The sequence below is a fragment of the Streptomyces cellostaticus genome, from assembly GCF_023630175.1.
Lineage (GTDB): Bacteria > Actinomycetota > Actinomycetes > Streptomycetales > Streptomycetaceae > Streptomyces > Streptomyces cellostaticus_A.
Genome location: NZ_JALLIN010000019.1, coordinates 115,198 through 127,307, shown reverse-complemented (window position 1 = coordinate 127,307; position 12,110 = coordinate 115,198). Strand labels below are relative to the sequence as shown.

General features: G+C 71.9%; 10 protein-coding genes. 5 read left to right on the top strand and 5 right to left on the bottom strand.

The annotated features are described in order from the left end of the window. The coding region (locus MXD57_RS14645) for an ATP-binding protein (RefSeq protein WP_250401845.1) at positions 1–2,043 on the bottom strand (2,043 nt) is incomplete at its 3' end. 116 nt (positions 2,044–2,159) lie between these two features. On the opposite strand from MXD57_RS14645, the gene MXD57_RS14640 reads away from it, so the two are divergent. The 5 genes from MXD57_RS14640 (at position 2,160) to MXD57_RS14620 (ending at position 8,368) form a co-directional block, all read left to right on the top strand. After that, a complete protein-coding gene (locus MXD57_RS14640; protein ID WP_250401844.1) occupies positions 2,160–3,641 on the top strand; it encodes a lipase/acyltransferase domain-containing protein in 1,482 nt (493 codons plus the stop codon). A gap of 493 nt (positions 3,642–4,134) precedes the next feature. Next, positions 4,135–5,103, top strand: a complete 969-nt coding sequence (locus MXD57_RS14635; protein ID WP_250401852.1) for a threonine/serine dehydratase — start codon at positions 4,135–4,137, stop codon at positions 5,101–5,103. 239 nt (positions 5,104–5,342) lie between these two features. Beyond that, positions 5,343–6,935 carry a serine/threonine-protein kinase gene (locus MXD57_RS14630; protein WP_250401843.1) on the top strand — a complete coding sequence of 531 codons (1,593 nt, stop codon included), beginning with the start codon at positions 5,343–5,345 and terminating at the stop codon, positions 6,933–6,935. 173 nt (positions 6,936–7,108) lie between these two features. Continuing rightward, positions 7,109–7,534 (top strand): SsgA family sporulation/cell division regulator, encoded by a 426-nt coding sequence (locus tag MXD57_RS14625; protein ID WP_250401842.1) that lies wholly within the window; start codon positions 7,109–7,111, stop codon positions 7,532–7,534. 180 nt (positions 7,535–7,714) lie between these two features. Beyond that, positions 7,715–8,368: a DUF2238 domain-containing protein gene (locus tag MXD57_RS14620; RefSeq protein WP_250401841.1), complete on the top strand. Its 654-nt coding sequence runs from the start codon at positions 7,715–7,717 to the stop codon at positions 8,366–8,368. Positions 8,369–8,372: 4 nt separating this feature from the next. Here the strand turns inward: MXD57_RS14620 and MXD57_RS14615 are convergent, their stop codons facing one another. The 4 genes from MXD57_RS14615 to MXD57_RS14600 all read right to left on the bottom strand — a co-directional run bounded on the left by MXD57_RS14615 (position 8,373) and on the right by MXD57_RS14600 (position 12,110). Continuing rightward, positions 8,373–8,858, bottom strand: coding sequence for a DUF6328 family protein (locus MXD57_RS14615; RefSeq protein ID WP_250401840.1), 486 nt, complete (start codon positions 8,856–8,858; stop codon positions 8,373–8,375). Positions 8,859–8,910: 52 nt separating this feature from the next. Then, the gene (locus MXD57_RS14610) at positions 8,911–9,894 is read right to left on the bottom strand and encodes an aldo/keto reductase (protein ID WP_250401839.1); all 984 of its coding nucleotides are present in this window, start codon (positions 9,892–9,894) and stop codon (positions 8,911–8,913) included. A 90-nt stretch (positions 9,895–9,984) separates the two neighbouring features. Then, positions 9,985–10,623 carry a TetR/AcrR family transcriptional regulator gene (locus MXD57_RS14605; protein ID WP_250401838.1) on the bottom strand — a complete coding sequence of 213 codons (639 nt, stop codon included), beginning with the start codon at positions 10,621–10,623 and terminating at the stop codon, positions 9,985–9,987. Continuing rightward, positions 10,620–12,110, bottom strand: coding sequence for an MFS transporter (locus MXD57_RS14600; protein WP_250401837.1), 1,491 nt, complete (start codon positions 12,108–12,110; stop codon positions 10,620–10,622). Before MXD57_RS14600 ends, MXD57_RS14605 begins: the two co-directional genes overlap by 4 nt.

Here is a 12,110-nt window from a genome sequence, read left to right as displayed (position 1 = left end):
CTTGACGGGCCAAGTTCGAAGTAGCCAGGTGAGTCGGTCGTGGGACGGCCTGTACACCATGCGGTCGTCTTCGACGTCATGAGTGAGATACCCGGCAAGCCTGCCGTTCAGCAGTTCCTGGATGTGCGCATCGGGGTCACTGATCATCCGGCCGGCCAGAGCCTGGCTGACCGCTGGCCAGATACTCGCCCAGGGCAGCCCCCGCCCCAGGGCGAAGGCGGTGGCTCTCAGCAGGGCCAGGGTGATCCATCCCTGGTCCGGCGATGCTTCGGCTTGACGCAAGTCCTCTTGAAACAGACCAAGGGTGCCGTCACCTGCGCGCGCCCTCCAGGGACGTTCTTTCACCAACTGGGGTCCGCTCTCGGTGAGCTGTTGCACGGCCAGTCGTGCGTCGAGGAAGGACGGCCCTACCAGCTGGGCCACTTCACGGGCCACATCGCTTCGCTCGATGGTCTGGTGCTGCGCCCAGGGCGCGGATCCGAGTAGCGCGAACGTGTATTCGTTCACGTCTCGCATGACGGCGCCGGTGTCAGTGCGCATGACGGTGGCCGTGGGAAGGGCGGCCTGAAGCTGACCGAGGAGTCCGTCGGACGGCATGCCGGCAGAGGATTCCTCGACGTTCGGGGTGCTGCTGCGGGCGGCCACGATCAGCCGTAGCGGGCGTATTGCTGCCGCAGCCGGGCCACTGGGGGTGCTTTGCGAGGGGATTGCGACATCAGTGGCACTCCGTCGATGGCGTCCGCGGGAGGCCGTGAACAGCGGCTCCAGAACATCCCGGACGCAGGCAGAAGGATCCGTGGCCTCATCGATGGCGTCGATGAGCAAGGTCAGCGGACGTTCATGACGCTCATGGGGCGCGCGCAGCGCGGCCGCCAGAACGTCCTGCCAGTGCCGTATCGGATCCACACCGGGGGGCACCGACGGTACGCGTACTCCCGGAAGTCGCGTAGCGATGGCTTCGAGGAGGCTTTCACCACTGCGGTTGCGCGCGGTCACGGCGACATCGATGGCGTCGAGGGGAGGAAGGCCATCATCAGGGGCACCCTCCAAAACCTGGTGGTAGGCCGGTTCCTGCCTCACTGAGGGTTCGCTCAGGGTAACGGTGCGGGCGAGCAGTGCGGACTTCCCGGTGGCGGTCGCCCCTGTCACGATGAGGATGCCTGATCTGCGGTGGAGGAACTCGGTCATCCCCCCTGTCAGGGCGGGGCGGCCGCCGACGTACCACTGCCCGTCCCGCTTGTCGTCAGGTGTGAGCCAGGCTCTGAGCTCTTCCTCGGGTACGGCCAGTTCAACGCGGGACGGTGGCAGGAATGTTCGCTTCGGTCTATAGCCCGGGTTGGGCAGAGTCGGCAGTGGCCGTTTGCCCGGCTTGGATCTGAGTACCGGTTGTGGTCCGGGCAGCATCTCGTCGGGATCCGTGAGGTGCAGTTCGATGTTGAGCTCGGCGGTCGCCTCCTCCAGGGCGTCGATGAACTCGTCGATGGTCAGATGCGGCCGGGTGATCTGACTGACGCTGCGCAAGCGCTCGTGGGCTTTGCTGAGGATGGTGGCGAACTCCAGTGCCTGGACCTGGGATTCCACGTCGGTTGTAGCGATGACATTGAGGCTGCGGTTTCGGTCCAGGTCCAGGTCCGCTCTCCATGCCTGCAGCTCTGCGCTGATGCCTTCGGCATGGCACGCGTTGACGATGACCAGGACGTCTCGGGCATGGGAGTCCAGCGCCGCGAACACCGCCTCATTCGTCGGCATGCTGGTGGCCAGCAGACGATTGCTCCTGGTCGCGGGAAGTCTGAGGAAGTGCCGCTGTGATCGTCCAAGCTCTCCGTGCGAGGAGATGAAGAGCACTAGAGGCACGTCCGTGGGCGTTTCTCTGACGCGATACTCATCGAGAAAGCGTTCGATGTCATGACGCGCGTGCGGCTCGACGTAGCGCTCGCTGAACCCCTCGCGGGAGCCGGCCGCCCACCAGCCCCTCACGACGTCCAACTGTTGCCTGATACCGTCCGCGAACCCGTAGGTACGGGGGTCGTCCACTGCGATCACGGCCAGGACGCCTCCGCCAGGTGAGACATCCTCCACTACCGCAGGTGCACTCCCTTGGGAGCGATCTTCCCGATCGTCTCCTTCCCCCCGATACATGCTCCCTATTGTTCACGCGCATGAACCACCACATCGCCCAAAAGGGAAACCTCGAGCGCTTGGCGGCGGCCAGAGACGTCACTCAGGACGCGCTCGTCGTCGTGCCAGGGATCATGGGGAGCGAACTCCGCGATGCCGCAACCGGCAAAATCCTGTGGGGACTGTCAGGCGCTCGCTGGCTCCTCGAGGCCTGGACCAGCCAGAGCGGGCTGTCTGCGCTGCGCATGACCGAGGACGAGCTCGAAGGCCGCACTGGGCGGGTCAAGGCCACGCAGCTGCTGAAGCACTCGGCCTGGACCCCGCACCTGCGTGGTTTCGAGCCGTACTCCGATCTCGTCGCTGCGCTGCAGACCTGCGTGCCGGACAAGGCCGCCATCTTGGAGTTCGCCTACGACTGGCGGCTCAGCGTGACCCACAACGGCCGGCGTCTCGCCGCTGCCGCTCGCAGGCACCTCACCGCATGGCGCAGCCATCCCGCGCACGACGCAGCGCGCCGCCTTCGTCGTGACGAAACACCCGCGCGACTGGTGTTCGTCGCCCACTCGATGGGCGGTCTGGTCACCCAGGATGCTCTCAACCCCTTGTACGACACCGACCTGGCCTGCGACACCCGTGGTGTCATCACCCTGGGCACCCCCTTCTACGGAGCCGTCAAGGCCGTATCCATCCTCAACAGCGGCCGCGGCACCCCCGTCCCGCTCCCTCACCGCAAACTGCAGAACCTCTGCGCCACCATGCCTGGGCTGCACGATCTGCTCCCGCTGTACGCGTGCGTACTCGACGGCAGCGAGGCGCGCCGTCTCACACCAGAGGACGTCAGCACCATCGGTGGAGACATCGACCTCGCCCGCCGCAGCATCGATCACGCCGCAAAACGCTCCGTCGTCGGACTGCCCGGCCACCATGCGATCATCGGCACGAGCCAGGAGACCGCACAAAGCCTGTCCATCAAGGACGGCATGGTCCACGCTCATTGCCACACTGCACGCCGTCACAGTGATCACACCTTCATCCGTGACAACAACGGACATATCGCTACATTCGACTGCCAAGGTGATGGCACCGTTTCCACTGAGGCAGCCACCCTCGACTCTCCTACCACGCCGCTGCCGCTGCAGCACGGCGCCGTGGCCGCCGACCGCTCCGCCCGGCGGACCATCGAAGAACTCGTGCGACGTGACAATCACCTCGGGCCGCCCATGGGCGGAGCCGGCTGCGGCTTGAGCACACCCGACCTCGTCGAAGTCGGCACACCATGCACGCTCGACATCAGCGGTAGCGCATCGCCATCCGGTGTCAGCTGCGACATCGTCGCCCTGGAGGGCACGGCACGTGTGACACCACGGCTCTTCCTGCGCAACCGGCAACTGACAGCCACATTCCGACTCGACAGGCCTGGCCTGTACCGGGTGACGGTGACAAGCCACGACAGGAAACAGGTTTCACAACTGCTGCTGGCCTCGCCGCCAGAAGGACGCGTTACCAGGCTCGGTGAGCTGTAGGGAAGCAGACCCAGGACACTGCGGTGCCTGACTATCAGCCCCCGTGCTCAGATCGAACTCAAGCGGATGATGCCGGTCCGGGTCCCGGGACGAACACGCCGCCCAGAGGACGCCAAAACATCGCCCGGCTGCAGGCGGCCCTTCGGGAGCAGGGCGCCCGTCCGGCACGAGGGCTGCCTGCTGCCGGGTCCCGAAGGCGAGCCTGAGGTACTCCGGGCTGGTGCCGCGGGACGCCGGAGCAGGTGGCCGCGCTGGTCGAGGACGCGGGTGGCCGGACGGCGGCGCCGGCAGGGGCCCGCGCGCGCACGGCCGTCGCCCGGGAACCGGTCCGCGGGCTCCCGCCGCCCGGGCGCCGCCGCAGTACTGCTCGGCCTGCTGGACCACCCGGTGGACCGCGGCCTCCGGAGGAGTTGACCTCGCGGGTGTCCGCGGGTCAGGGTGCCGACGGCGCGGCTTCCGTCCCGCGCCGGGAAGGTGAACGACCTTGACCAGCCTGATCGGCCTCCCTGACGTCGAAGCCGCCGCGCGGCGGATCGCCGGCCACGTGGTACGGACGCCGACCGTACCGAGCCCCGGACTCACGGAACTGCTCGGCGTCCCCGTCACCGCGAAGCTCGAACTGCTGCAGCGCACCGGGTCGTTCAAGGCGCGCGGCGCGACGGCCAAGCTGCTGTCGCTGAGCGGGGCCGAGCGCGCCGCCGGTGTGGTGGCCGTCAGCGGCGGCAACCACGGCATCGCGGTCGCGGAGATGGCGGCGGCCCTGGGCGTGAAGGCGACCGTGGTCATGCCGCGCACCGCACCCGCCCGGTCCGTCGGGCTGGCGGAGGCCGCCGGGGCGTCGGTGCGGCTGACCGACGGCATGGACAGCGCCTTCGCTCTCGTGATGGACCTGCGGGACGAGGGGCTGACCCTGGTCCACCCGTTCGACGATCCGGTCGTGATCGCCGGTCAGGGCACCGTGGGTCTGGAACTGGCCGAGGACACGGCGGGTCCCGACGGGCCGACGGACGTCCTGGTCAGCGTGGGCGGCGGCGGTCTGATCGCCGGAGTGGCGGCCGCGCTGCGGGCCCGCTGCCCGGGGGTGCGGGTGTGGGGCGTGGAGACGGAGGGCGCCGAGGCCATGTCCGGTGCGCTCCGGGCGGGCGGCCCCCGGCAGATGCCGGTCTCCTCGATCGTCACCACGCTGAGCGCGCCCGCCGTGTCTCAGCTTACGTACGACCATGTGTCGGCACTGGTCGAGGAGGTCCTCGTGGTCCCCGACCGGGAGGCGGTGCGGGGCTGTCTGGACCTCGCCGAGCGGGCCAAGCTGTGGACCGAACCGGCCGCCGGCTGCCTGCTGCCCGCGGCGCGCCGGGTGCTGGCCCGCGTGGGCGGCGGAGCCCGGCTCGGGCTCGTGGTGTGCGGGGGCAACGCGGCACCGGGGGAACTCCTCGGCTGGGCGGACCGGTTCGGGCTGCTCTGAACGCGACGCCAGGGCCCGGGAGGGCGCACCGCCCGGCCGGGGAAGCGCTGTCCGGCCGGGCGCCTACCGTCGGTAACCCTCAGGTGGATGCCCGGCCCTGCGCCGACTTCGCAAACCCGCCGGCCGGTTGCCGCGCTGAATAAAAGGCAGGAACCGGGCCGGAGTCGCGGATCCTTTGAACGCACCCCGACGCACCCCGCGTACCTCTGGGCAAGTCCAGTCAGGGGTCTCAGCGAGGGATGACCATGGTCAAGGCGCACGTCTCCGCACACGGGCCGGTGGCGGGGCGGTACCGGCTGCTCGAGGTGTACGCCCGCGAGACGAACCGGCTGTGGTGGCACGCCGAGGACGTGACGTCCGGCCGGCCCCGCACGATGACGCGGACCGAGCTGCCGGAGACCACCGACGCGGACACGGTACGGCGTGCCACGACCCGGGTGACGCGGACCTCCGAGATCATGCGGCTGCTGTGCCCCGGGCGGGTGGCCCCGGTGGTCGACGCCGTCGTGGAGGAGGGTGCCCTGTGGACGGTCACGGACCGGATCGAGGGCACGCCGCTCGGCGAACTCCTGGACCGGGAGGGCCCGTGGCACCCGGTCCGGGCGGCACGGCTGGGCCTGGAGGTCCTCGACGTGCTGCAGGCCGCTCACGACGAGGGCATCACCCACGGCGAGCTGAGCCCCGGCCAGATCTTCGTCCGCGACGGCGGACCGGTCCTGGTGGCCGGGTTCGGGCTGGCGGGCACCACGCTGGCCCCGCGGCTGACGGCACCGTCGTACGCCTCACCGGAACAGGCCCGCGACGAACGCGTCGGACCGGCCGCCGACCTGTGGGCGCTCGGCGCGATCCTCTACACGACCGTCGAGGGGCGCCCGCCGTTCCGCGACCGCGGCAGGACCGACGCCACCCTGCGGGCCGTGGACCGGCTGCCCCTGCGCACCCCGCTGCGCACCGGCCCGCTGACCCCGGCCGTCCAGGGCCTGCTGCGCAAGAACTCCCGTGAGCGGCTGACCCGGGGCGTCGTCCGGGACGCCCTGGTCCGGGCCCTCGACGAGGACTCAGCCGCGGACCGGTGCACCGCGCCCACGCCGCGGCTCGGCGCGGCGTACGCGGCGGTCCGGCAGATCGCGCGGACCCCGGGCAGGCGGCTGCTCACGGCCGGGACCGCCCTGACCGCCGTGACCGTCGCGGCCACCGTGCTGGCCGTGACCCACCGGCTGCCGGGCACCTCCACCGGGGCCGCCCCGTCCCGGACCACCGCCACGGCGGCCCCGCCCCCCGCCGGCACCGGCGACGGTGGCACCGGCGACGGCGGCACCGGCGACGGCGGCACCGGGGCGAGCCCCGGGCCGACCGGTTCACCCGCGCTGCCGGCCGGATACCGGCGCTACACCGCTCCGGAGGGTTTCTCCGTGGCACTGCCCGCAGACTGGAGGCGGCTGGCCACCTCGACGGCCGACCACGCCTACCGCGTCACCTTCGGCACCGGCGGCGCGTCCCCCACGCTCGCCGTCACCTACAGCGAGCGCGTCGGCCCGGACCCGGTGGCCGTCTGGCGCGACGAGGTGGAACCCTCGCTGGCCCGGCTTCCCGGCTACCACCGGATCGGCACCGTGCGGGCCCTCACCTACCGGACCCACCGGGCCGCCGATCTGGAATGGGTCGCCGGTTCCGGCGCCGCCCGGACCCACACCCTCGGCCGGGGCTTCCTCCTGGGCGGCGGGCGCAGCTTCTCCCTGCGCTACACCACACCGGCCGCGGACTGGGGTGACGCCGACGCCACGATCGCCCTGAAAACCTTCCTGCGGACCTTCCGTGAGCCGCGGGACTGACCGCGCGCCGGCCGACGTCGCGCCGGCGGCCCGGGAACCATGCCGTACGGGACACATCGGACGACCCGCGACGGCCGAGACGGCGACGGTCCGGATTGAGCCGGGCGGATGAGCATTTCGAGCCCGTACGGGGTACTAGAGGTCCCTACGCCGATTGCTTCCGGAGGACCCTGGTGAACCGCTTCGTGCACAAGACGCTGGTGGTGCAGCTCCAGGCGGAGGGCACCGCCCGGTGTCCGGTGCTCGCCCATCTGAGCTACGACGCCGAGGACCCGTTCGCCGTCACCGCCGCGTTCGGCCACGACGGCCGGGTGCTCGCCCGGTGGCGGCTGGACCGGGAGATGCTCGCCGACGGGCTGACCGGGCCGGTCGGTGTCGGTGACGTCAGGCTGCGTCCGGTCTCCGCCGGACGGTGGCGGGAGCTGCGCATGGAGTTCCTCGGCGACTACCGGGCCGACGGCGGACGCCACCACGCGGTGGTGTACGCCTGGTCGCCCGCGATCGCCGCCTTCCTGCACGAGACCCGCGAACTGGTCCCGCCCGGGCAGGAGGAGGTCCAGGTGGACGAGTTGCTGGCGGAGATCCTCTCCACCGGCTGAGCGCCCACCGGCTGAGCGCAGGCCCGTCGGGGTGGGATCGCCGGCCCGGCGGGCGGCCGGCCGCCGGCCGAGTCACGGACCGGGGCGCCCTGAGTAGCCGTACTCATGTCAGCGCCGGTCCGCCGGCCGCAGGATGGGGCTCCCTCGACCGCCACGACCGCGCCGGCAAGGAGCCCCGCCATGACCGCAGTGCGCACCGCCCCGCCTTCCACGTCACGCCGTGTTCCGCCCGCCCTGTTCGCCGGTGTGGTGGCCGTGGGCCTCGCCGTGTCGGCGTGGGGCGTGTCCGACCGCACCACCTGGTTCCTGGAGACGTTCTGGGCGCTGGCCGGGCTGCCACTGGTGGTGCTGCTCTGGAGGCACTTCCCGCTGACCGGGCTGCTGTGCGGGCTGCTCACCGCCCACGCGCTGGTGCTCGCCCTCGGCGGCCACTACACGTACGCGCAGGTGCCGCCGGGCGACTGGGTCCGGGACGGCTTCGGCCTCTCCCGCAACCCCTACGACCGTTTCGGTCACCTGATGCAGGGCTTCGTCCCGGCCGTCCTGGTACGTGAACTGCTCGTCCGCACCTCGCCGCTGCGCGGCAGCCGCTGGCTGGCCCCGCTCACCGTGTGCGCCTGTCTCGCCTTCAGCGCCTGCTTCGAGCTGCTGGAGTGGGCGGCCGCAGAGATCGGCGGGCACGGCGCGGACGCGTTCCTCGCCACCCAGGGCGATGTCTGGGACACCCAGTGGGACATGTTCTGCGCCCTGATCGGGGCGGTGCTGTCGCTGTCGCTGCTCAGCGGGGCGCACGACCGCCAACTGGCGGACCTGGCGGCCCGCACCACCGGCTGAGCGGTCAGCGGCCGGGGTGCCGGCGGCGCGCCCACAGGGGCAGCCCGTACCAGCACACCAGATACCAGACGACCACGGCGGTGACCAGGTAGGGCACGTAGCCGTCGTGCGTGGCGACCCGCAGGATCAGCAGCAGTGACGAGGTCATCGTGGCCAGCAGCAGGACGAGGCCGACGAAGGTCAGCCGGGAGGCGATGCACACGGCCTGCGGCTTGACCCGCCGCCCGGAGACCAGGCGGTGCAGGGACACGGGTCCGATGAGGGCACCGGTCGCACAGGCGCCCAGGACGACGGTGACGATGTAGATGACCTGGTCGGTCGGGGCCAGCGTCGCGTACTTCGGCTGGAAGACCACGGTCAGCAGGAAGCCGAACAGGATCTGCACTCCGGTCTGGGCGACGCGTACCTCCTGGATGAGTTCACCCCACATCCGGTCGGCCCGCTCCTCCTGGGTCTCGTCGCGGCCGGTGCGCCGCCCCTCCTGCGTCATGCGATCCGTTTAACCAGGTGGTCATTGGTTCAAACGGACGGCTCCGCCGCGCCTACCAGCGGTGTTCGACCTGGTCCGCGACACGGCGTTCGTACAGCTCGCGGATCGCGGCGTGCGTCCGCGCCGGCAGGGACGGCAGCTTGGCCGCGGCCGCGTTGGCGCGGGCCTGCTCCGGGGTGCGGGCGCCGGGGATGACCGTGGTCACGCCGGGCTGCTCGATGATCCAGCGCAGGGCGAGCTGGGCCGGGGTGAAGCCCTCGGGGGCCAGCGCGGCGAACTCGGCGGCCGCCTCGACGCCGGTGGCGTAGTCGACGCCGGAGAAGGTCTCGCCCTGGTCGAAGGCCTCGCCGTGCCGGTTGTAGGTGCGGTGGTCGTCGGCGGCGAAGACCGTGTCCCGGGTGTACCGGCCGGACAGCAGACCGGAGGCGAGCGGCACCCGCGCGATGATGCCGACGCCCGCCTCCCGGGCCGCCGGGAGCACCTCGAGGAGGGGCTTCATCCGGAACGGGTTGAGGATGATCTGCACGGCGGCCACGTTGGGCCGGGCGATCGCGGTCAGCGCCTCGGCGCAGGTCTCCACGCTCACGCCGTAGGCCGCGACGCGCTCCTCGGCCACCAGGGTGTCCAGGGCGTCGAACACCTCGTCGGAGGAGTACACGGGAGTCGGCGGGCAGTGGAGCTGCACCAGATCGATGCGGTCGACGCCGAGGTTGCGGCGGGACCGGTCGTTCCAGGCGCGGAAGTTGTCCAGGACGTAGTTCCCGGGAATCTGCTCGACCCGGCGGCCCATCTTGGTGGCCACGAGCACGTGCAGGTCGGGGCGGCCGCTCAGGAAGGTGGCGATGGTCCCCTCGCTGCGCCCGTCGCCGTAGACGTCGGCCGTGTCGAAGAAGGTGACGCCGGACTCCGCCGCCGCCTCCAGGACGGACAGGGCCCGCCTGTCGTCGACCTCGCCCCAGTCCGCGCCGAGCTGCCACGTGCCGAGTCCGACGACCGACGCCCACTGACCCGACCTGACCATCACGCGTTCTTCCATACCGTCCAGTCTGTCACCCGCCCCGCCGGACCGCCGGAGCGGGTGGTTCCGGTGGCGGACGGCGCGGGGCGCCCGTGGCCGCCGCAGGCGTCAGGCCCCGGGGGTCAACTGTGCCTGGACGAGGGGCCCGTACCGGTCGGCGATGGCGTCGACGTCGGTGCCCCGCAGGTGCGCACCGCGGGCGACGCCGTACATCACGCCGAGGCCGAGCAGGCCCGCCACGGCGAGCTCGGCGCGCAGTCCCCGGTCGGGGCCGGTGAGCCGGGCGGCGAGGCGTTCGGTCACCTGGGCCCGGAAGTTGGCGCGCAGGACCTCGCCGTGGTCGCCGTGCAGGGGGGCGAAGGCGATCCGCAGCAGCGGGTCGGCGCCGCGGTCGCGCTGGCTGGCCAGCACGTGCCGGACCATGTGCCGGCCGAGCTCCTCCACGGGCGCGTCGAGCAGGTCGTCGGCGTCGGAGTCGAAGGACATCACGCGGGCGAAGAGGGCGTCCTTGTTGCCGAAGTACTTGAGGATCAGCGGCGGGCTGACCCCGGCCCGTTCGGCGACCGCCCTGAGGGTGATGTCGGCGTGGGCGTGCCGGGCGAGGAGATGGCGGGCGGCCTTGAGGATGGCCGCCCTGGTGGCCTCGGCGTCACGCCGTGCGGGGGCGGCGCCGGGGGTCGCCGGGGCGGTTTCGCGGGGCGCCGGCGCGGCTGCCCGGGGGCCGGATGGAGTGCTCACGGCACTCATGCTCCCTCCATCGCCCCGTCGCGGGCGGCCCGGGTGGCGCCACGAGCGCGCCGGGTGCCGCTCCGGGGCCCGTCGCCGGGTATGGACAGGGCCGCGGCGCAGGCGACCAGGGCGACGGAGCCGGCCATCGCGAACGCCAGCAGATAGCCGTGCAGGGTGGGCACCGGAAGACCGTCGACGATGCCGGTGTGGTGGACGAGGACGGCGGCGACGGCGGCGCTGGAGGTGGCCTGGCCGATGGTGCGCATCAGGACGTTGACGCCGTTGGCGGAGGCCGTCTGGGCGGCGGGCACGGCACGCAGGATGAGGGTCGGCAGCGCCGAGTAGGCGAGGGTGGTGCCGGTCGCCACCACCGTGGCGCCGAGGATGATCATCCACAGGTCGCGGCTGTCGGCGATGCGCAGGGCGTAGCCGCAGGCGATGACGGCGGCACCGAGGGCGAGGGTGACGCGCGGTCCGCGGGCGGCCGAGATGCGGGCGGACAGCGGCGAGAAGAGCAGCATGGTGACGCCGCCGGGCAGCAGGCACAGACCGGTGGCGACGATCGACAGGCCGAGGCCGTACCCGGTGGCCTTCGGCGCCTGCACGAGCTGCGCGGTCACCAGTGAGTTGGCGTAGAAGGCGAATCCGGTCAGCAGAGCCGCCACGTGGGACAGACCCACCCTGGGCCGGGTGACCAGGCGCAGGTCCACCAGCGGCCGTCCGGTGCGCAACTGGTGCCACCACCACAGGACGAGGACCGCGGCGGCGGCGAGGAAGAGTCCGAGGACGCGGGGGCTGCCCCAGCCCCACTGGCCGCCCTGCGACACACCCAGCAGCAGGCTCACCAGGCCGGCGGCCAGGCCCAGCGCGCCGAGGACGTCGAAGCGGCCCGGCTCGCGCACCGGTGACTCCCTGACGGCCCACCAGGTCGCCGTCACGCCGAGCGCGCCGAGGGCGCTGGTCAGCCAGAACATGGTGTGCCAGTCGGCGTACTGCACCACCAGCGCGGCCAGCGGCAGGCCGAGCGCGGCGCCGATGCCGACCGTGGAGCTCATCAGTGCCACGGCCGAGCCGCGGCGCTCCGGCGGCAGTTCGTCGCGCAGGATGCTGATGGACAGCGGGACCACGGAGGCGGCGGCGCCCTGGAGCGCGCGGGCCGCGATGAGCACGCGGATGTCGGAGGACAGGGCGCACATGACGGAGCCGGCCGTCATCAGGGCGAGGGCGGTGATGAGCACCCGCCGTTTGCCGTACATGTCGCCGGCCCGGCCGAGCACGGGGGTGAGCACCGCTCCGGAGAGCAGGGTCGCGGTGACCGTCCAGGAGACGGCGGCCGCCGACGCCCCGGTGAGCCGTGGCAGGTCCGGCAGCAGGGGGACGACGACCGTCTGCATGACGGCCATGAGGATGCCGCCCGAGGCCAGCACGGGGATGGTGAGCCGGTCCCGCAGGCGGGGCGGCGCGGCGTCCGTGCCGGGCTGGGACGTCGGCGCTGACTGGTCCAT